Source organism: Mesorhizobium sp. M0571, assembly GCF_040320985.1.
Classification (GTDB): domain Bacteria; phylum Pseudomonadota; class Alphaproteobacteria; order Rhizobiales; family Rhizobiaceae; genus Mesorhizobium.
On the sequence record NZ_JAMYQT010000012.1, the window covers coordinates 100458 to 118537 of the forward strand.

Sequence of the window (18080 nt, forward strand, 5' to 3'; positions counted from 1 at the left end):
CGGGGAGAAGAGCGCCTTCGCCCCCCTCAACTCATCCACTGGCCGCCATCGACATTGTAGGTCTGGGCGACGATGTATTCGGCATCCTCGCTGGCCAGGAACACCGCCATGCCGGTGAGGTCTTGCGCCGTGCCCATGCGGCCGTAAGGCACCGCTTCGCCGACCAGCCTCTTTTTTTCGCCCTTCGGCCGGTTCTCGTATTTGGCGAACAGGGCATCGACATGATCCCAATGCTCGCCGTCGACGACCCCCGGTGCGATCGCGTTGACATTGATGCGGTGCTTGATCAGGTCGAGCCCTGCCGACTGGGTGAGCGAGATGACCGCCGCCTTGGTGGCGCAATAGACGGCAACCAGCGCCTCGCCGCGGCGCCCGGCCTGGCTCGCCATATTGATGATCTTGCCGCCCTTGCCGCGGGCGATCATCGAACGGGCGGCTGCCTGCAGCATAAACAGCGTGCCGGCGACGTTGACCGAAAACAATTTGTCGTAGCTTGCCTTGGTGATCTCGACGATCGGCGCCAGGTCGAACAGGGCAGCGTTGTTGATCAATATATCGAGGCCGCCGGTCCTAGCTTCGACCGCCTTGACCGCCGCATCGATCGACGCGAGGTCGGTGACATCCAGCTTCACCGCGTAAGCGTTGCGGCCGATTTCCGAAGCCGTCTTCTCGGCAGCCTCGAGATTGATGTCGCCGATCGCGACCGTCGCCCCCTCGCGCACATAGGCTTCGGCGAACGCCCTGCCGATGCCGCGCGCCGATCCGGTGATCAGCGCCGATTTACTCTTCAGCCTCATTGCACCATCGCCTTTCCGTCGGCGCCGAAGCGATGCAGCTTGGCCTGATCCGGCGTCAAATAGATCGTGTCGCCGTGATGGACGGCCAGTTCGCCGTCGGCGCGCACCGTCAGCGGACCGACGCCGTCGGCTTGCACATGCAAAAATGTGTCGGAGCCAAGATGCTCGGCGACGCCGACCGTCGCCTTCCAGTCGCCTGATGTCTTTGAGATATTCATGTGCTCGGGACGGATGCCGACGGTTTTGGCGCCATATTTGGCTGCCGGCGCGCCTTCGAGCAGATTCATCTTCGGCGAGCCGATGAAACCGGCGACGAACAGGTTCTTCGGCGTCTTGTAGAGCTCCATCGGCGAGCCGACCTGCTCGATATTGCCGGCGTTGAGCACGACGATCTTGTCGGCCATGGTCATCGCCTCGATCTGGTCGTGGGTGACGTAGACCATGGTCGTCTTGAGCTGGTGATGCAGCTCGCTGATCTCCAGCCGCATGGTGCCGCGCAGCGCCGCGTCGAGATTGGACAACGGTTCGTCGAACAGGAAGGCCGATGGCTGGCGCACGATGGCGCGGCCGATGGCGACGCGCTGTCGCTGGCCGCCGGAAAGCTGGCCGGGGCGGCGATCGAGATAGTTGGTGAGGTTCAAGATGCGCGCGGCGTCCTTCACCTTCTTGTCGATGGTCGCCTTGTCCTCGCCCGCCATCTTCAGCGGGAAAGCTATGTTCTTGGCCACCGTCATGTGCGGGTAGAGCGCATAGGACTGGAACACCATGGCCAGCTTGCGCTTGGCCGGCGCCTCACCGGTGACGTCGCGGCCATCGATGTTGATGGTGCCGCCGCTAGTGTCCTCCAGGCCGGCAATCAGACGCAACAGCGTGGACTTGCCGCAGCCCGACGGGCCGACAAAGACGACGAACTCGCCATTCTCGATGACCAAATCGAGGCCGGGGATGATGGACGTTGCCCCGAAGGATTTGGAGACGTTCTTGAGCGTAATGTTTCCCATGGTTTCCTCCCCCGAAGGGCTATTTCGTCGTTTGCGTCATGTCCGTTATTTGGCGGCACCGCCCATTATTTTACGGCACCAAATGTCAAGCCGCGCACCAGCTGCTTCTGGCTGAACCAGCCCATGATCAGGATCGGCGCGATCGCCAGGGTCGAGGCGGCCGAAAGCTTGGCCCAGAACAGCCCCTGCGGGCTGGAGAAGGAACTGATGAAAGCGGTGAGCGGGGCGGCCTCGGTGGTGGTCAGCCGGATCGTCCAGAACGCCTCGTTCCAGGCGAGAATGATGTTGAGCAACATGGTCGAGGCGATGCCCGGCACCGCCATCGGCGTCAGCACGTAGATGATCTCGTTCCAGAGCGATGCGCCGTCCATGCGGGCGGCTTCCAGGATCTCGCCCGGGATCTCGCGGAAGTAAGTGTACAGCATCCAGACCACGATCGGCAGGTTGATCAGCATCAGCATGACCATCAGGCCGATGCGGCTGTCGAGCAGTCCCGTATCGCGGAAGATCAGGTAGATCGGAAACAGCACGGCGACCGCCGGCATCATCTTGGTGGAAAGCATCCACATCAGGATGTCCTTGGTGCGTTTGCTCGGCGAAAACGCCATCGACCATGCCGCCGGTATGGCGATAAGCAGAGCCAGGATGGTCGAGCCGACCGACAGGAACACCGAGTTGAGGAAGAATTTGAAATATCCGCTTTGCGCCTGAACCTCGGAATAGCTCTCTATGGTTCCCGACGGGAACAGGTTGAAGCCCTGGATGGCCTCCTGCTCCGATTTGAACGAAGTGATGATCGTATAAAGGATCGGGAAGAAGATCAGCAGGGCGACGATCCAGGCGGCCGCGGTCGCGATCGTCTTGTGCTGAGTGGTGACTGCACGTGCCATCGTTTCCTCCCTTATTTGTCCAGGTTCTTGCCGACCGCGCGCATGGCGAAGAAGGCGACGATGTTGGCGAGAATGACGGCAATGACACCGCCGGCGGACGCTTGGCCGATTTTGAACTCCAGCAACGCCTTCTGGTAGACGAGGAAGGGCAGGTTGGTGGAGGCATAACCCGGACCGCCATTGGTGGTGACCAGGATTTCGGCATAGACCGACAACAGGAAGATCGTCTGGATCAGGATGACCACGGTTATAGCGCGCGACATGTGCGGCAGCGTCAAATAGATGAAGCGGCTGACGAAGCCGGCACCGTCCATCTCGGCGGCTTCCTTCTGCTCGGCGTCAAGCGATTGCAGGGAGGTAAGCAGGATCAGCGTTGCAAACGGCAGCCATTGCCAGGCGACGATGATGATGATCGCCAGCATCGGATGCTGCCCGAACCAGTCGATCGGCTGCATGCCGAAGAAGCGCGCAATATCGGCGAAGACGCCGTATTGCGGATGCATGATCATGTTCTTCCAGACCAGTGCCGCCACCGGCGGCATGACGAAGAACGGCGAGATGACGAGGATGCGGACGATGCCTTGTCCCCACATCGGCTGATCGATCAGCAGCGCCAGCATGATGCCGCCGATCACCGTGATCAACAGAACGCTGCCTACGAGGACAAGTGTGTTGAGGATCGACTGCAGGAAGGCCGGGTTGGAATAGAAAAGCGCGTAGTTCGAGAAGCCGACGAACCCATCGCGGATGGGGTTGAGTGGGTTGTACTGCTGGAAGGAGAACCAAATGGTGATGACCAGCGGCACAATCATCCAGACGAACAGCAGCACCACGGATGGCGCCATCATGAAGCGGGCAAGCGAACGGGTCTGCTGAGTAGCCATGACGGTCACCCTTCGAGGTCAGCCAAGTTTTCAGCGGTGTGAAGCTGGCCGCCCGAACTGGGATTCGGGCGGCCGTTGCCGGTCGCCATGGGCAACCGGCACCGGGAGGAGCTTTATTTGATATAACCGCCCTCGGTCATCGTCGCGGTGGCGGCGTCCTGGGCCTGCTTCAGGGCATCGTCGACGCTCGACTGGCCGGCAAGGGCGGCCGAGAAGAGCTGGCCGACGGTGGTGCCGAGACCCTGGAACTCAGGAATGGCGACGAACTGGACGCCGACATAGGGCACCGGCTTGACGGTCGGGTGGGTCGGATCGGCGGAGTTGATCGAGTCCAGCGTCATCTTGGCGAACGGAGCCGCCTTCTGGTACTCGGCATTGGCATAGAGCGAGGTACGCGTGCCCGGAGGAGCGCTGGCCCAGCCTAGCTTGGAGGCGACGAGCTCGGAGTAATGCTTGCTGGTTGCCCAGGCGACGAACTTCTCGGCCGCGTCGGTCTTCTGCGTACCGGCCGGAATGGCCAGCGACCAGGCCCACAGCCAGTTGCCGCGCTTGCCGAGACCGTTGTCAGGCGCCAGCGCATAGCCAACCTTGTCGGCGACCTTCGAGCTCTTCGGGTCGGAGACCATGGATGCGGCGACCGTGGCATCGATCCACATGCCGCACTTGCCCTGCTGGAACAGCGCCAGGTTTTCGTTGAAGCCGTTGGACGAGGCGCCCTCGGGGCCGTCGGCCTTCATCAGGTCGACATAGAACTGCAGCGTGTTCTTCCATTCGGGCTGATCGAATTGCGGCTTCCAGTTCTCATCGAACCAGCGCGCGCCGAACGAATTCGACATGGCGGTCAGGAAGGCCATGTTTTCGCCCCAGCCGGCCTTGCCGCGCAGGCAGACGCCGTTCACGCCATTGGCGCGGTCGGTCATCTTGTCGGCGGCCTGCTTGATGAAGTCCCAGGTCGGTGCGTTGGGCATGGTGAGCCCTGCCTTCTCCATCAGATCCTTGCGGTACATGACGAAGGAGCTCTCGCCGTAGAAGGGCGCGGCATAGAGCTTGCCGTCGACCGAAAGACCGCCGGCGATGGCCGGCAGGATGTCCTTGGCGTCGTAGTCGTCGCCAAGCTTGTCGAGCGGCAGCAGCCAGCTCTGCTTGGCCCAGATCGGAACTTCATAGGTGCCGATGGTCATCACGTCATACTGGCCGCCCTTGGTGGCGATGTCGGTGGTGACGCGCTCGCGCAGCACGTTCTCTTCGAGCGTGACCCAGTTGAGCGTGGTGTCGGGGTTCGCCTTGGTGAAGTCGTCGGTCAGCGTCTGCATGCGGACCATATCGGCATTGTTGACGGTGGCGATGGTGATGGATTCGGCATGAGCGGCGAACGCAAGGGCGCTGGCCGACAACAGGCCGAGGGTGAGCGTGCGAAGTTTCATCAAATTCCTCCCATAAACCAAGATGAGCATTTGCCTTGGCTGTGGGCAATTACTCACTCTCCGTTAATTATGTCAAGCCGGATTCGTTGCTGCAGCGCAGCACGCCGACCTCAGCAGCGGCAACCGGGGACGCTCACACAGTATGTGGAGAAGGGTTCGGTCGGGCCCATCGGTCCGCCAAAAGCCTGAGCTTCGCTGCCCGAGCTGGTTTGGACTCAGCCTACTGGCAAGCGATCTCGCTCAGTATCCAATCGCGGAAGGCGCGTATCTTAGGCACGTTGCGCCGCGCCGTCGGATAGACCAGCCAATAGGCATGGCCGTCGTCACCAACCAGATCAAAGGGTTGGATCAGGCGGCCGTCGGCAAGTTCGGTCTTGAACAGCGCCTTGGTGACGATCGCCACGCCTTGGCCGGCGATTGCGGCATTGGCCTCGTAGGCCTGCGCGCCCATGCTGGTGCCGGGGCGCTTGGCCAACTCCTCGGCCGGCAGACCGGCGGCGGCAAACCAGTCCCGCCACCAAATGTCGCCCGGATCGAGGATCGGCAGCCGCAGCAGGTCGGCCGGTTCCTTCACGCCGCCGATGCTGGCGGCGAGCTTCGGGCTGAGAACCGGCGTGAAATCGGCCCTGAAAAGCATATGCGTCTCGACGCCCGGCCAGTTGCCGCCGCCGGAGCGGATGGCGATATCGATATCCTCTCGGGCAAAGTCAACCACCCTGTTGGAGGTATCGACGCGCACCGCCAGCGATGGATGCGCGACCTGGAACGAGCCGAGATGCTGCGCCAGCCAGTTGGAAGCAAAGGTCAGCAGCGTCGAGACACAAAGCACGCCGTCGGCGCCGCTGCGCGCAGCGGCATAGGCGCCGCCCAACAGCGCGAACGCCTCGCTGACCGCCGGCGCTAGCCGTTGGCCGGCTTCGGTCAGCACGATCTGTTTTGGCCGGCGCAGGAACAGGGGCGAGCCGATGCGCTCCTCCAGAAGCTTGATCTGATAGCTTGCCGCCGCCTGCGTCATGCCAAGCTCCTGGGCGGCTTTGGTGAAGGAGAGATGCCGCGCCACCGCCTCGAACACCCGGATCGCCTGAAGCGGAGGAAGCTGCGAAGCCAGCTTCGGTGAGTTCAGTTCCGGCATAAGCCCTCCTTATGGGCAGTGATCGACGTTTGATTGGCAGCAAGGGCCGATCCGACCGATATTCCGTGTTGAAGATCAATTTCGCCTAGAGATAGCGAAGGCTGACGATCATGACCACGGTACAGGAAAAGCTGCTACTTACTCCAGCCCATGGCTGGTTTTCACGGGTGGCGCATGTATTTGCAAGGCACGCGGCGCGGAAACGGGCCTATCTCGACGTTCGGGAACTGCCGCCACATCTGCAGCGCGACATGGGCTTTCTCGACGGCAACGACCCTTGCGGCCGGCGACAGTAGCCTTGCCGAATTTATCGACAATCCGATGCAGCAGTGCCCGTTCTTGCGGGCGCCGCAACAGGACGCTGCAGCATTCGATTTCGAATGAGCCTCGCTAAGCCAAGAGTCATGCGCCGGCCAGCAAAGCCGCGGCCGTTCGCTCGTCGGTGATGAGGCCGTTGACCAGCCGCCGGTTGACGGCGGCGAAGATGCCCGGCAGCTTGCGTTCTCCCATGGCAAGCGCGATCACCAGCGACTTTTCGCGCGACGGCAGCGACGCCGACGACACCCGATCGTTGGTGATGCCCTCGATCATGCGGCCGTCGCGATCGAACACCCAGCCGACGATCTCGGCAACGCCACCCGCCTTCTGCAGCGCCCTCAATTCACCCTCGGAAATGAAGCCGTCCTCATAGAGCGGCGCCTTCGGGCCGAGATCGCCGATGCCGACAAAGGTGACGTCGGCCTCGGCCGCAAGCGCCAGCGTCGGCTGGATCATCGGCTGGCTGAGCAGCATCTCGCGCTCCTCGGGCGAGGAGGCGATGACCGGCAAAGGCATCGGAAACGAGCGCGCCTTGACCCTGTCGGCCATGGTGAAGATGACGTTGTAGAAGGCGGCCGAGCCGTCCGGCGAGATGTTGCCGGTCAGCGATACCACCTTGTGCTGCGGGCATTCCATCGGCGGCAGTTGCTCGATCGCCGCCTTTAGCGTGCGGCCCGTGCCGATCGCCATGACAATCGGCGTCGGCGACCGCAGCCGCCGCTCGATCTCGGCCGCCGCCGCCTCGGCGATGCCGATGATGGTGGAGGACGAAGAAGGGTCGCTCGGCACCACCTCCACCAGATCAAGGGCAAAGCGCGATTTCAGCCGTGACGCAAGGTCGAGGCAATTGGCGATCGGATGGTCGACACGCACCTTGATCAGCCCTTCGGAGACTGCGAGCGACACCAGCCGCTGCGCCGTCTGCCGTGATATGCCAAGCGTGGCGGCGATCTGGTCCTGGGTGTTGCCGGCAACGTAGTAGAGCCAGCCGGCGCGCGCCGCGTCGTCCAGCCTGTTGCCGCCGCTATCCTGCCGGGAATTCAAGTTCGTGCCTCCCAACTCCGCCAAGCATAAGAGGCGGAGCACAACAGTTTCGCAGGGAATGAAGTTGCGCGCAATTGTCTATTGCAAGAGCAATTGCTTAGGGTCGGGAGTTGGTGTTTCGAGCGACGCGGCCATCGCCGATGCAGCCTCTTCGAAGTAATCAGGGCAGTCGCGGTCGCACTAGGTCGGTTCTCACAGGCGCGGCGGTTTATCTCCCGAGCTAAACGCTTTAAGGGGTTTTGGAGAATGGAGCCTTGCATGATGCCGAAAGCGGTTTTCTGGGATATGGACGGCACGCTGGTCGACAGTGAGCCACTGCACGAGGCGGCGCTGATTGCGGCGCTGCACAGTGTCGGCATCGCACCACCGGCCGACCTGCATGAGCGCGTGCTCGGCATTGCCGCATGGCCGGTCTACGAGATGCTGCGCGACGAGTTCGGCCTCGACCTGCCGTTCGACGACTGGATCGTGCGCAAATATGATCACTATCTGCCGATGGCAGAAACGCTGACGCCACGCAGCGGCGCGATCGAGATTTTCAACGCGCTGCGAGAGCTTGGCGTGGCGCAAGCGGTGGTGTCCAATTCGGACAGGCTGATCGTCGATGCCAATCTGCGCGCCGTCGGCCTCGTCTATCCCGGCATGAAAACGGTCAGCCGCAACGACGTGCGCGAGGGCAAGCCGCATGCCGAACCATTCCTGCGCGCAGCGTGGCTGGCCGGCGTCGATCCCGCCGATGCCGTGGCGGTCGACGACAGCCGGACCGGCGCCATGGCCGGACTGGCGGCGGGAATGAAGACGATCTTCTGGCCGGAGGTGCCGATGGATGGCCCGCCGGGGGCGATTGTCATCAACAGCGCCGATGAGTTGCGGGCCGAGCTCGGGCTTTAAGCCACGCCGGTTGAATGAGATTCAATTCCGGTAGGCAGGCTCCTGCTCGTCGAGGATCGCCTTCAGTTCGGACAGGTGGCGTTCGGCCTGGTCGGGATAGTCTTCCTGTTCCCTTGCCGCCTTTTCGGCGATCTCGTCCGACAGTACCCGCAGCGGCCGGCCGGTCCACAGCGCCTTGATATAGGTTTCGGCGGCGCGCTCGAAATAGAACATGCGGTTGAAAGTGTCGGCGACGCTGTCGCCGATGACCAGCACACCATGGTTGCCCATCACCATCACCTTGACCTTCGGGTCGACAAGGAGCTGCGAGCAGCGCTCACCCTCTTCCTCGAAGGCCAGCCCGCCATAATGACCGTCGACGACATGGCGGTTGAAGAAGATCACCGAGTTCTGGTCGACCGGCGGCAGCGTCGAGTCGGCCAACGAGGCAAGCACGGTGGCGTGGATCGAGTGGACATGCATGACGCAGCGCGCATGAGGCACATTGCGATGGATGGCGCCATGCAGGCCCCACGCCGTCGGGTCGGGCGCATTCGGGCCGGCCAGCGTGTCGGGATCGTTGGCGTCGATCAAAAGCAGGTCGCTCGCCTTGATGCGCGAGAAATGCACCTGGTTGGGATTCATCAGGAATTGCGAGCCATCGTCGTTGACGGCCAGCGAAAAATGATTGGCCACCGCCTCGTGCATATTGAGCCGCGCCGTCCAGCGGAAGGCGCAAGCGAGATCGACGCGCTCATCGTAGAATGGCAGGTTGGTCAACGGCTCCTTCTGCAGGCGGGCGATGCTCATCGTAAACCTCCGTGAAAGAGGCAAGGATGCCGCGCGGCTGCAACGCGCGCAACCGGTTTCGTTTGGTGCAGACAAGCACCGTTACTATGCCGCCGTGCTGGTGGCCGTGCCGATCCGAAGCCCGCCATGCTCGACGATGAAATCGATCACCTCCTGCAGCCCCTTGCCGCGCGACAGGTCGGTGAAGCCGAACGGCCGCTTGCCGCGCATGCGGGCAGCGTCGCTTTCCATGATTTCGAGATTAACGTTCACGTAAGGCGCAAGATCGCTCTTGTTGATGACCAGGAAATCCGACCGCGTGATTGCCGGCCCGCCCTTGCGCGGGATCTCCTCGCCTTGGCAAACCGAGATGACATAAAGCGTCAGGTCGGCCAGGTCCGGCGAGAAGGTGGCGGCGAGGTTGTCGCCGCCCGATTCGATGAAGACGATATCGAGATCCGGGAATTTTCTGGTCATCTCGGCGATTGCCTGCAGATTGATCGAGGCGTCCTCGCGGATGGCGGTGTGCGGGCAGCCGCCGGTCTCGACGCCGATGATGCGGTCCTCGGGCAGCGCCTGCAGGCGGGCCAGCATCATGGCGTCTTCCTTGGTGTAGATGTCGTTGGTGACGACGGCGATCGAGAACTCGTCGCGCAACGCCTTGCAGAGTTTCTCGGTAAGCGTCGTCTTGCCCGAGCCGACCGGGCCGCCGATGCCGATGCGAAGAGGACCGTTTGGGGACGTCATGTGGAGAACTCCGTCAAGGCAAGAATGGCGAAGCCAAGCCCGATCAGCAGGCACAGCGGCGAATAATAACGCCGATCGAGCCGCTCGAAAGGCTGCTCGGGCGTCAGCCGGCGCCACCACGGCGTGAAGCCGGCAATGCCACGCGCCAGAAAAACCAGCGCGATGAGCAGCGACGTGGCGGCAAGCCCGGCCTTAGGAAAGGGCGTGGCAAAGATGCCCTCGAGCGCCATCGGCCACAGTGTCGCAAGGCCAAGGCAGGCGGCAACGGCGAAGCAGGCGAAGGGCGCCGGCATCTCGTCGACGCCGCGAAAGCCGATGACCGCACGGGCGCAGGAGGCGGCGTCCCTGCCCGGCCAGATGCCGCCAATGCCCCAATAGACATGCAGTGCAGTGATCAGCAGCAGGACGAGCGAGAGGGCGAAAGCGAGGACGATCATGAGCGGAACAGTCGCGAATACTGGGTCTCGTGCGTCATTGCCATTATGTCGGAGATAAAAGCGCAGCCGCCGAGATCGTCGAGCGTCGATCCGGCAGCGCGGGCTGAAGTGGCCAAGGCCAGCGGCTCGAAGCCGGCGAGCAGCGTCATCGCAGCGCCCTGGCCGAGGACGCCAAGCCGGATCGCGGCCTGGACGAGGTTGGAGAAGAAGGCCTGCAGGAAGGCAGCCAGCGCGTCCTGCAGCGCAATGCCGTGGCCGCCGGCAACAGCACCGACGACAACGCAATAGGCGCATTCGGGCGGCAGGCGGCGGTCCAACACCTGGCACGGCCAGGCCGAGGCCGCTTTCAGGAAGGCGGCGCCCTGCAGCATCGTCTCGGTATGGCGCTCGCGCGAGCCCGCCAAGGCCTCGGCGAGTGCGGCAATTTCGGTGAGATCGCCGGCTTCACGCGCCCGCCGCCAGCTTTCGGCAAACAGCACGGCATCGTTCCAGCCCGAACCCATCTCGACCAGCGTCTCCAGCCATGCGGCGAGGTCTTTGCTGTCGGCAACCAGCCCGGCATGAACGGCTTGTTCCAGACCATGGCTGTAGGAAAAGCCGCCGACCGGGAAGGAAGGCGACAGCCACGCCATCAGCCGCAACAATGCGATGTTGGAAGGCTGGGCGACGTTGGAAGGCTGGTCAGTCATGGTCATGGTCGTGCGAATGGCTGTGGGAATGCGATTCGCTATGGGTATGGGAATGCGCTTCGGCATGGCTGTGCGCATGCGCCTCGGCATGAGCATGGCCATGGCCGCCATGGCCGGAATAAGCGCCGCGCACCGGCTTGAACGGTTCGGAGACATCACTCACGGTCGCACCCAGCCCTTCCAGCATCGCCTTGATGACATGGTCGCGCAGGATGAGGATGCGGTTAGCCTCGATGGCGGCGGCGAGATGGCGGTTGCCGATATGCCAGGCGAGCTCGGCCAGATGGACAGGTCCGCTGGCCCGGATATCGCAGAGCGGCTCCTCGGCCGCGATGATCTCGATTTGGCGGCCATCCTCCAGCACCAGCCGGTCGCCATCGTTCAAGGCCACCGGTTCGGGCAGGTCGACCAATACCCTGTCGCTACGGGCCGTTTCGATGGCGCGGCGGCGCAGATGCCGCTCGTCATGGGCAAGCACCGCACTGTCATATGGCGTCGTCGCTCCGGCTTCGCCTGCGGCCAGGACGGAGACGGCGCGCGGGAATTTGGTGAAGTCGGTGCGGATATCGAGCTTCATGTAAGACTGCCTTTCGCAAAAAGCCTAGACTATCCGGTTCCCCGCCCCAATGGCGCTCAAACGATCGTGTCGAAGAGCCGCAGGATAAACGATATCTGGTAGACAAGCGCGGCGGCGACAAAGGCGATGTGAAAGCGGCGGTCGCGCAGCAGGATCGCAACGACGCAAAGCGCGACGAAAACCGGCGTGCGGATCAAATATTCAACGCCGAAATGGGCGAAATGCGCCGGCCCTTTCAGCAGCGTATCGACCACGTCCAGCAGATAGGTCGCCGCCAGCAGGCCGAAGAACCAGGCACGGCGCGAATAGAAGAAATCCTCATAGCTGGTGTAGTCCAGCATCGAGTCCGGGAACAGCAACGCGCAGAGCAGGAACAGCGTGACGGCGTAGAAAATGATGAACAGGTACTTGCCGAAGATCCAATTCTCGATCTGGAACAGACCGAACTCCCACCACCAGAAATGCACCAGCATCAAAAGCACCGACGCGACCCAGGCCAGATGCACGGGATAGAGCCGGTACTGGCCGGGATGCTGGACGATGCGGGCGAGCCCCGACAAAAGGCGGGTGACGCCAAGGCCGATCACCATGCCCAGGACGATGCGGATATGCGGGAAGATGTCGTGGGCGTAAGGAAGTTGCTGGTCCATAGGCCTCGCGCGGCACGTTCTACATCGGGCGTTCTAGCGCCTATGGTTCAGAACAGGAAGTAGCGCTGCGCCATCGGCAACACGGTGGCCGGCTCGCAGGTGAGCAATTCGCCGTCGGCGCGGACCTCGTAGGTCTCGGGGTCGACCTCGACATGCGGCGTGGCGTCGTTGAGGACCATCGAATGCTTGCCGATGCCGCCGCGGGTGTTCTCGACCGCCATCATCTGCTTGTCGACGCCGAGCCTGCCGCGCAGGCCGGCGTCGAGGGCGGCCTTCGAAACGAAGGTCACCGACGAATTGGTCATCGCCTTGCCGTAGGCGCCGAACATCGGCCGGTAGTGCATCGGCTGTGGCGTCGGGATCGAGGCGTTGGGGTCACCCATGGGAGCGGCGGCGATCATGCCGCCGATCAGCACCATGTCCGGCTTGACGCCGAAGAAGGCCGGGTTCCACAGCACAAGGTCGGCGCGTTTGCCGACCGCCACCGAGCCGATGTCCTTCGACAGGCCATGCGCGATGGCTGGATTGATGGTGTATTTGGCGATGTAGCGGCGGACGCGGAAATTGTCGTTGTTGCCGGTCTCCTGCGGCAGCGAACCGCGCTGGCGCTTCATCTTGTCGGCGGTCTGCCAGCAGCGGATCGCCACTTCGCCGACACGACCCATCGCCTGGCTGTCCGACGAGATGATCGAGAAGGCGCCGATGTCGTGCAGAATGTCTTCGGCGGCGATGGTTTCCTTGCGAATGCGGCTTTCGGCAAAGGCGATATCTTCGGGGATCGACGGCGACAGATGGTGGCAGACCATCAGCATGTCGAGGTGTTCGGCCAGTGTGTTGATCGTGTAGGGGCGGGTTGGATTGGTCGAAGACGGAATGACGTTGGGCAAGCCGCACACCTTGATGATATCAGGCGCGTGGCCGCCGCCGGCGCCTTCGGTGTGGAAGGCATGTATGGTGCGGCCTTTGATCGCCGCGACCGTGTTTTCGACGAAGCCGGACTCGTTCAGCGTGTCGGTGTGGATCATCACCTGCACGTCGTAATCGTCGGCGACCGACAGGCAGCAGTCGATTGCAGCCGGCGTCGTGCCCCAGTCCTCATGCAGTTTCAGCGAGCAGGCACCCGCGAGCACCATCTCCTCGAGCGCGGCAGGCAGCGACGCGTTGCCCTTGCCTGACAGGCCGATATTCATCGGGAAAGCATCAAAGGACTGGATCATGCGTGCCAAATGCCACGGCCCAGGCGTGCAGGTGGTGGCCAGCGTGCCATGCGCCGGACCGGTGCCCCCGCCGAGCATGGTGGTGATGCCCGACATCAGCGCTTCCTCGATCTGCTGCGGGCAGATGAAGTGGATATGCGCGTCGAAGCCGCCGGCGGTCAGGATCTTGCCTTCGCCGGCGATGATCTCGGTGCCCGGGCCGATGATGATGCCGACGCCGTCCTGCGTATCCGGGTTGCCGGCCTTGCCGATCGCGGCGATGCGGCCGTCCTTGATGCCGATGTCGGCCTTGACGATACCGGCGACGGCATCGACGACCAGCGCATTGGTGATGACGGTGTCGACAGCGCCTTGCGCCCGCGAAACCTGGCTCTGGCCCATGCCGTCGCGGATGACCTTGCCGCCGCCGAATTTCACCTCCTCGCCGTGAAGGGTGAAATCCTTTTCGACCTCGATGAACAGCTCGGTGTCGGCGAGCCGGACCTTGTCGCCGACGGTCGGGCCGTACATCTGGGCATAGGCGGCGCGGGTGATTCTAGCCATCAGCAATTGCTCCCGAAATACAGTCTGGTCGAAGCCGGGTCCCACATTGCCGCCATCCTATGGTCACGCAATGACCCGCTGAGCGACACTTTCCGATCCCATTTAGCGTTTGAGGTGGCCGGGCCACCCCAAAACGACCACTTGCCAATCGATGGAAAGGAACATCCATGCGCAAAACAATCCTTCTGGCAGCCGCCGCCACGCTGGTGCTCGCAACCGCCGCCAGCGCCCAGCAACAGCCTGCGCAGCAGCCCAGTCCGGCGCCGGCCGCGCCTGCTCCAGCCGCGCCCGGGGCGCAGCCGCAGGCGCCCACCATCCAGGCGATCAATGTCGTCGATATCAAGGATCTGCCGGCGGACACTCAGGCCAAGGTCAACCAGGTGATCGCCAAGCGCAGCGACGCCGACCTGCAGAAACTGCGCGGCTCGATCGACGCGACGCCGGAGGTCAAGTCCGCGCTCGAAGCCAAAGGGCTCACCTCGGCGCAGGTGATCGCCGCCAGCATGAGCACCAATGGCGCGCTGACGCTGATCACCAAGAAAGCGAGCTGACGAGACGAGGCGGCGGGCCGGCACAAGATCAGCCCGCCGCCTCGCAAAGGGAACCTTCACAGGGGAAGTTACGTTTCGGTCCTGTCGCCCTGACACCAGCCTCGAAAAGGACCCTGAGAACGAGCGATGGCGATCACCACCTTCTCCGACACCAGATGGCTGCATGGGATTGCTGCGACCGCGTTTTTGGCAGCCAGCATTCCGCACGCCGCGCTGAACGCGCAGAGCCTCGACAGCGCCGAGACCGTCAACCGGATCGTCGGCTCGGAGGTCGGGCAGGAAGAGACCAAGACAAATGCGGAAGCTGGCAAGGTCAGCTCGGCGATCGATCGCACGCGTGAAAACATCGCTGCCGTGCGCAAGACATCCAAGCTCGACAAGGTCGATATCGTGTTTCTTACCGACGCCGCGCGCACCGAAGGCGGCCCGCCGCCGGCGATCGAGAACAAGGTCAGGCAACATCGGGACGACATTGCGGAGTTGCGCAAGGAGATCGAGGCGAACGCATTGCTGTTCAACGCGATCGACTCGCGGCGTGTGCAGACCGAGGACGTTCTGGCGGTTGAATTCGATGATCCGGGAAAGGTCGTCATCTATGCGGCGGCCAAGCCGCCCGGTTAAGCTTCCCCTGGCTAAGCTCTGGTGAGCATCTGCAGCCGATGCGGTCGATCTCACAGCTTGCCCATGATCTTCTGCTGAAATCCGTAGACCTCGCGCTTGCCGCCGAACGGCACTAGCGTAACGTCGCGCTCCTGGCCGGGCTCGAAGCGCATCGCGGTGCCGGCGGCGATGTCGAGGCGCATGCCCCGCGCCTTGTCGCGATCGAATCTCAGCCCTTCATTGGTCTCGAAGAAATGATAGTGGCTGCCGACCTGGATCGGCCGGTCGCCGCTGTTGGCCACCTTCATGGTGACCGTCGGCAGTCCCTTGTTCAGTTCGATCTCGCCGCTTGCCGTGATGATTTCGCCGGGGATCATCGCGGCCTCACAGGACGAAGGCGAGGCCGGCGCCAATCGCGGCACAGGCGACCCCAGCGGCGCGGGCAAGCCCGCGGAAACGCCAGCCGAGGTTGAGACCGGCAGTGATGCCGACGGCGTGGAGCAGCGCGGTGGCAAAGGCAAAGCCCGCCATATAGCCGAGCCCGCCGGTATTTTCAGGCACCTCGGTGCCGTGGGCGTAGCCGTGGAACAGCGCGAACAGGCCGATGACGGCGACGCCGGCCGAGACGGGAAGATCGACCGCGAGCGCAACCAGCAGCCCCAGCGCCACGGCGGACGCCAGTATGGCCGGCTCGACGAAGGGCATCGGCACATGCAGCATGCCGAGCGCGCCGCCGGCCAGCATGACGGCTACGAAGGCCAGCGGCCATGCCCAGATCGCTTTGCCACCCTTGAGCGCCGCCCACAGGCCGACGGCGATCATCACCGTCATATGATCGAGGCCGGAGAGCGGGTGGATGAAGCCGGTGGCGAAAGAGGAAGCCGTGCCGACGCCGACATGGGCATAGGCAGGCATTGCTGCTGCCAGCAGCAGGGCCGCCGAGAGGGCTGCGCGTTTCATCGTAGCGGGGATCATCGGCGTACCTTCCATCTTCGAGATCATCATGCCTCTCACGCCGCCTTGCGGGCCGGGCCGCAGCCCTCTGCCTTGAGAATACGCTTGGTCGAGGCCGGATATTTCTTCAGCATCGCTGCCGGACGGATCGGGCGCGGCGAGAAGTTGCCGCCGCAATTCGGACAGACGCCGCCGAGCACGTTTTGTGCGCAGTCGGCGCAGAAAGTGCATTCGAAGGTGCAGATCACCGCATCCGTCGCATCGGGCGGCAGATCCTTGTCGCAGCATTCGCAGTTGGGACGCAGCTCAAGCATTTTCCTCTCCTTGGCGGTGTTATCTGATCGGCTCGTGCACGGTCACCAGCTTGGTGCCGTCGGGAAACGTCGCCTCGACCTGCACATCGTGGATCATTTCGGCAATGCCTTCCATCACCTGGGCCCTGGTGACGACATGGGCGCCGGCCTCCATCAGCTCGGCGACCGCGCGGCCGTCGCGGGCACCCTCGACGACGAAATCGGTGATCAGCGCGATCGCTTCCGGATGGTTGAGCTTGACGCCGCGTTCGAGCCGCTTGCGGGCCACGATCGCCGCCATGGCGATCAGCAGCTTGTCTTTCTCCCTCGGCGTCAGATTCATGCTTTTTCCTGCGGTGGCGTAATCGAAATCAGAGTGACCATAATTTGGGCAGGCCCGCCCGCCCGTTGAGCAATTCGACAAGCGGCACCAGCCGCTTGCGGAGCTGGTAGCCGTCCTCGGCGAACAGCCTCGCAAGAAGCTTGCCAGATTTCCGCACGCTCCAGAAACTGACGCCGCCCTGGCCGCCGACTATGCCCCGCGCCGGCTCGAGCAAAGCCTCTGCCCGCGACGAGACCATCAGCAGCGTCGCCACAGCGATGCCGCCGCCGGCAACCGCAGTACGGTTCAAGGTGGCCGCAATGTCCGGCCCGACGCGGAACTCCTCGGCGTGAATCAGCGCTCCGTCCTGGCCGACGCGCCAGCGGTCGTGGAAATGGCCTTGCGCTGCCCGTTCACCCATGGCCAGGCGGCCGAAGACGGTGGCCTCCAGGATTAGCGCCTCGGCTCCGGTGGCAAGCTCCACGTCGAGCGTGCGGGCAAAGGCCGAGCGGTCGAAGACGATGGTTTCCTGCGGCAGCCAGGCAATGTGGCCGTCTTCGCCGACGGTCAGCTTCACCCGCACTTCGGCGCGGTCGGATGCGGCTCGGTAGATTTTCTCGCAGGCCTGCGTTGTTATGGTTGCGGAGGCGCCGGCACTGACATCGACCTCCCAGGCGAGACGGTCGCCGCCGGTCAGCCCACCGGCAGTGTTGATCAGGACGGCTTCGAGCGGATCGGCTGAGACCGCCGGCATGCGGATCTTGGCAGAGCCGTCCTGGTACAGGCGCCGAAGACGCGTGCGGCCACCGTTCCAGTCGCAGGCAAGCCGCGCGACGCCGGCAACGCGCTGGGCCGGCGGCACTGAGGTCAAGCTATATGCGATCGTATCCACGACACCAACGTTAAGCACTGCGGCGGCTTTGTCGATATATAGCTTGTTGCTTGACAGCGTTTCGGTTTCTATAGAGGGAGCCACCTTGATACGATTATCGGCGCCTGGCGGGGTAAAAGGCGACGGTGACGACGTAATCGAGGACAAAAAAGGGCGCTGATCAGTTGGCGTCGGGAAACAATAGGTTGGGGAAGAAACCGAATGGCTGACCAGCTGGCAACCGATATCATCGCCAAGATCAAGGCTCATGCCGAGCCGGGCGGCGAGGAAATCACCACCAATACTGAACTGACCGCCCTTGGCATCCATTCGCTAGAACTAACGGAAATCATCTTCGATCTCGAGGAAGAGTACGGCATCGAAATCGAGATGAACACGGTCGATGCCTGGAGCAATCTGAAGAATGTCGGCGACATGGTCGAGGCGGTTCGCGCGCTGATCGCGAAAAAAGCCTGACTG

At 63.1% G+C, this 18080-nt stretch carries 24 protein-coding genes; 5 read left to right on the top strand and 19 right to left on the bottom strand.

Annotated features, from left to right (window positions below; all coding sequences use genetic code 11):
* Positions 1-26: 26 nt before the first annotated feature.
* From NKI85_RS16235 to gcvA, 6 genes are all read right to left on the bottom strand, one after another.
* Positions 27-797 (bottom strand): L-iditol 2-dehydrogenase, encoded by a 771-nt coding sequence (locus NKI85_RS16235; RefSeq protein WP_352525834.1) that lies wholly within the window; start codon positions 795-797, stop codon positions 27-29.
* Complete coding sequence (locus tag NKI85_RS16240; RefSeq protein ID WP_352525832.1) at positions 794-1798, bottom strand: ABC transporter ATP-binding protein; 1005 nt, start codon at positions 1796-1798, stop codon at positions 794-796. Before NKI85_RS16240 ends, NKI85_RS16235 begins: the two co-directional genes overlap by 4 nt.
* Positions 1799-1863: 65 nt before the next feature.
* Complete coding sequence (locus NKI85_RS16245; protein WP_352525831.1) at positions 1864-2688, bottom strand: carbohydrate ABC transporter permease; 825 nt, start codon at positions 2686-2688, stop codon at positions 1864-1866.
* An 11-nt stretch (positions 2689-2699) separates the two neighbouring features.
* On the bottom strand, positions 2700-3572 hold the full coding sequence (locus NKI85_RS16250; RefSeq protein ID WP_352525829.1) for a carbohydrate ABC transporter permease: 873 nt from the start codon (positions 3570-3572) through the stop codon (positions 2700-2702).
* A gap of 113 nt (positions 3573-3685) precedes the next feature.
* Positions 3686-4996 (bottom strand): ABC transporter substrate-binding protein, encoded by a 1311-nt coding sequence (locus NKI85_RS16255; protein ID WP_352525828.1) that lies wholly within the window; start codon positions 4994-4996, stop codon positions 3686-3688.
* 220 nt (positions 4997-5216) lie between these two features.
* Entirely contained in the window at positions 5217-6128 is a 912-nt protein-coding gene (gene gcvA / locus NKI85_RS16260; RefSeq protein WP_352525826.1) for a transcriptional regulator GcvA, read from the bottom strand.
* A 110-nt stretch (positions 6129-6238) separates the two neighbouring features.
* Between gcvA and NKI85_RS16265 the strand changes: the two genes are divergently transcribed.
* Positions 6239-6424, top strand: coding sequence for a hypothetical protein (locus tag NKI85_RS16265; protein WP_352525824.1), 186 nt, complete (start codon positions 6239-6241; stop codon positions 6422-6424).
* 106 nt (positions 6425-6530) lie between these two features.
* On the opposite strand, the gene NKI85_RS16270 is transcribed toward NKI85_RS16265, so the two are convergent.
* A complete protein-coding gene (locus tag NKI85_RS16270; RefSeq protein ID WP_352525822.1) occupies positions 6531-7490 on the bottom strand; it encodes a sugar-binding transcriptional regulator in 960 nt (319 codons plus the stop codon).
* Between the two features lie 258 nt (positions 7491-7748).
* Here NKI85_RS16270 and NKI85_RS16275 point away from each other — a divergent pair, with 258 nt between their 5' ends.
* Positions 7749-8381: an HAD family hydrolase gene (locus NKI85_RS16275; protein ID WP_352525820.1), complete on the top strand. Its 633-nt coding sequence runs from the start codon at positions 7749-7751 to the stop codon at positions 8379-8381.
* Positions 8382-8402: 21 nt separating this feature from the next.
* Here NKI85_RS16275 and NKI85_RS16280 read toward each other — a convergent pair whose 3' ends face one another.
* The 7 genes from NKI85_RS16280 to ureC form a co-directional block, all read right to left on the bottom strand.
* A complete protein-coding gene (locus NKI85_RS16280; RefSeq protein ID WP_352525819.1) occupies positions 8403-9170 on the bottom strand; it encodes a class II aldolase and adducin N-terminal domain-containing protein in 768 nt (255 codons plus the stop codon).
* An 84-nt stretch (positions 9171-9254) separates the two neighbouring features.
* The gene (ureG, locus tag NKI85_RS16285) at positions 9255-9896 is read right to left on the bottom strand and encodes an urease accessory protein UreG (protein WP_352525818.1); all 642 of its coding nucleotides are present in this window, start codon (positions 9894-9896) and stop codon (positions 9255-9257) included.
* The gene (locus NKI85_RS16290; protein ID WP_352525817.1) at positions 9893-10333 is read right to left on the bottom strand and encodes a DUF3995 domain-containing protein; all 441 of its coding nucleotides are present in this window, start codon (positions 10331-10333) and stop codon (positions 9893-9895) included. Before NKI85_RS16290 ends, ureG begins: the two co-directional genes overlap by 4 nt.
* Positions 10330-11028, bottom strand: a complete 699-nt coding sequence (locus tag NKI85_RS16295; protein WP_502896037.1) for an urease accessory protein UreF — start codon at positions 11026-11028, stop codon at positions 10330-10332. Before NKI85_RS16295 ends, NKI85_RS16290 begins: the two co-directional genes overlap by 4 nt.
* On the bottom strand, positions 11015-11599 hold the full coding sequence (locus NKI85_RS16300; RefSeq protein WP_352525814.1) for an urease accessory protein UreE: 585 nt from the start codon (positions 11597-11599) through the stop codon (positions 11015-11017). Before NKI85_RS16300 ends, NKI85_RS16295 begins: the two co-directional genes overlap by 14 nt.
* 56 nt (positions 11600-11655) lie before the next feature.
* The gene (locus tag NKI85_RS16305) at positions 11656-12249 is read right to left on the bottom strand and encodes a hypothetical protein (RefSeq protein WP_352776966.1); all 594 of its coding nucleotides are present in this window, start codon (positions 12247-12249) and stop codon (positions 11656-11658) included.
* Between the two features lie 47 nt (positions 12250-12296).
* On the bottom strand, positions 12297-14009 hold the full coding sequence (gene ureC, locus NKI85_RS16310) for an urease subunit alpha (RefSeq protein WP_502896036.1): 1713 nt from the start codon (positions 14007-14009) through the stop codon (positions 12297-12299).
* 167 nt (positions 14010-14176) lie between these two features.
* On the opposite strand from ureC, the gene NKI85_RS16315 reads away from it, so the two are divergent.
* Both NKI85_RS16315 and NKI85_RS16320 read left to right on the top strand, forming a co-directional pair.
* Complete coding sequence (locus tag NKI85_RS16315; protein ID WP_352525811.1) at positions 14177-14560, top strand: hypothetical protein; 384 nt, start codon at positions 14177-14179, stop codon at positions 14558-14560.
* 126 nt (positions 14561-14686) lie between these two features.
* Positions 14687-15181: a hypothetical protein gene (locus NKI85_RS16320; RefSeq protein ID WP_352474746.1), complete on the top strand. Its 495-nt coding sequence runs from the start codon at positions 14687-14689 to the stop codon at positions 15179-15181.
* A gap of 50 nt (positions 15182-15231) precedes the next feature.
* On the opposite strand, the gene NKI85_RS16325 is transcribed toward NKI85_RS16320, so the two are convergent.
* Genes NKI85_RS16325 through NKI85_RS16345 form a run of 5 tightly spaced genes read right to left on the bottom strand, consistent with a single transcriptional unit; the run spans position 15232 to position 17600 of the window.
* Positions 15232-15537: an urease subunit beta gene (locus NKI85_RS16325; protein ID WP_352476983.1), complete on the bottom strand. Its 306-nt coding sequence runs from the start codon at positions 15535-15537 to the stop codon at positions 15232-15234.
* A 7-nt stretch (positions 15538-15544) separates the two neighbouring features.
* Positions 15545-16135 carry a HupE/UreJ family protein gene (locus tag NKI85_RS16330; RefSeq protein WP_352525961.1) on the bottom strand — a complete coding sequence of 197 codons (591 nt, stop codon included), beginning with the start codon at positions 16133-16135 and terminating at the stop codon, positions 15545-15547.
* 35 nt (positions 16136-16170) lie between these two features.
* Positions 16171-16428 carry a DUF1272 domain-containing protein gene (locus NKI85_RS16335; protein ID WP_352525809.1) on the bottom strand — a complete coding sequence of 86 codons (258 nt, stop codon included), beginning with the start codon at positions 16426-16428 and terminating at the stop codon, positions 16171-16173.
* 19 nt (positions 16429-16447) lie between these two features.
* The gene (locus tag NKI85_RS16340; RefSeq protein ID WP_023677011.1) at positions 16448-16750 is read right to left on the bottom strand and encodes an urease subunit gamma; all 303 of its coding nucleotides are present in this window, start codon (positions 16748-16750) and stop codon (positions 16448-16450) included.
* A gap of 28 nt (positions 16751-16778) precedes the next feature.
* Positions 16779-17600, bottom strand: coding sequence for an urease accessory protein UreD (locus tag NKI85_RS16345; RefSeq protein ID WP_502896035.1), 822 nt, complete (start codon positions 17598-17600; stop codon positions 16779-16781).
* Between the two features lie 222 nt (positions 17601-17822).
* On the opposite strand from NKI85_RS16345, the gene NKI85_RS16350 reads away from it, so the two are divergent.
* Positions 17823-18077, top strand: a complete 255-nt coding sequence (locus tag NKI85_RS16350; protein ID WP_006325998.1) for an acyl carrier protein — start codon at positions 17823-17825, stop codon at positions 18075-18077.
* The last annotated feature ends 3 nt before the right edge of the window (positions 18078-18080 follow it).

Bases quoted from the DNA above. Each gene is read 5' to 3' on its own strand.
- NKI85_RS16235 (WP_352525834.1), bottom strand. From the start codon at position 797: ATGAGGCTGAAGAGTAAATCGGCGCTGATCACCGGATCGGCGCGCGGC.
- NKI85_RS16240 (WP_352525832.1), bottom strand. From the start codon at position 1,798: ATGGGAAACATTACGCTCAAGAACGTCTCCAAATCCTTCGGGGCAACG.
- NKI85_RS16245 (WP_352525831.1), bottom strand. From the start codon at position 2,688: ATGGCACGTGCAGTCACCACTCAGCACAAGACGATCGCGACCGCGGCC.
- NKI85_RS16250 (WP_352525829.1), bottom strand. From the start codon at position 3,572: ATGGCTACTCAGCAGACCCGTTCGCTTGCCCGCTTCATGATGGCGCCA.
- NKI85_RS16255 (WP_352525828.1), bottom strand. From the start codon at position 4,996: ATGAAACTTCGCACGCTCACCCTCGGCCTGTTGTCGGCCAGCGCCCTT.
- gcvA (WP_352525826.1), bottom strand. From the start codon at position 6,128: ATGCCGGAACTGAACTCACCGAAGCTGGCTTCGCAGCTTCCTCCGCTT.
- NKI85_RS16265 (WP_352525824.1), top strand. From the start codon at position 6,239: ATGACCACGGTACAGGAAAAGCTGCTACTTACTCCAGCCCATGGCTGG.
- NKI85_RS16275 (WP_352525820.1), top strand. From the start codon at position 7,749: ATGATGCCGAAAGCGGTTTTCTGGGATATGGACGGCACGCTGGTCGAC.
- NKI85_RS16280 (WP_352525819.1), bottom strand. From the start codon at position 9,170: ATGAGCATCGCCCGCCTGCAGAAGGAGCCGTTGACCAACCTGCCATTC.
- ureG (WP_352525818.1), bottom strand. From the start codon at position 9,896: ATGACGTCCCCAAACGGTCCTCTTCGCATCGGCATCGGCGGCCCGGTC.
- NKI85_RS16290 (WP_352525817.1), bottom strand. From the start codon at position 10,333: ATGATCGTCCTCGCTTTCGCCCTCTCGCTCGTCCTGCTGCTGATCACT.
- NKI85_RS16295 (WP_502896037.1), bottom strand. From the start codon at position 11,028: ATGACCATGACTGACCAGCCTTCCAACGTCGCCCAGCCTTCCAACATC.
- NKI85_RS16300 (WP_352525814.1), bottom strand. From the start codon at position 11,599: ATGAAGCTCGATATCCGCACCGACTTCACCAAATTCCCGCGCGCCGTC.
- NKI85_RS16305 (WP_352776966.1), bottom strand. From the start codon at position 12,249: ATGGACCAGCAACTTCCTTACGCCCACGACATCTTCCCGCATATCCGC.
- ureC (WP_502896036.1), bottom strand. From the start codon at position 14,009: ATGGCTAGAATCACCCGCGCCGCCTATGCCCAGATGTACGGCCCGACC.
- NKI85_RS16315 (WP_352525811.1), top strand. From the start codon at position 14,177: ATGCGCAAAACAATCCTTCTGGCAGCCGCCGCCACGCTGGTGCTCGCA.
- NKI85_RS16320 (WP_352474746.1), top strand. From the start codon at position 14,687: ATGGCGATCACCACCTTCTCCGACACCAGATGGCTGCATGGGATTGCT.
- NKI85_RS16325 (WP_352476983.1), bottom strand. From the start codon at position 15,537: ATGATCCCCGGCGAAATCATCACGGCAAGCGGCGAGATCGAACTGAAC.
- NKI85_RS16330 (WP_352525961.1), bottom strand. From the start codon at position 16,135: ATGATCCCCGCTACGATGAAACGCGCAGCCCTCTCGGCGGCCCTGCTG.
- NKI85_RS16335 (WP_352525809.1), bottom strand. From the start codon at position 16,428: ATGCTTGAGCTGCGTCCCAACTGCGAATGCTGCGACAAGGATCTGCCG.
- NKI85_RS16340 (WP_023677011.1), bottom strand. From the start codon at position 16,750: ATGAATCTGACGCCGAGGGAGAAAGACAAGCTGCTGATCGCCATGGCG.
- NKI85_RS16350 (WP_006325998.1), top strand. From the start codon at position 17,823: ATGGCTGACCAGCTGGCAACCGATATCATCGCCAAGATCAAGGCTCAT.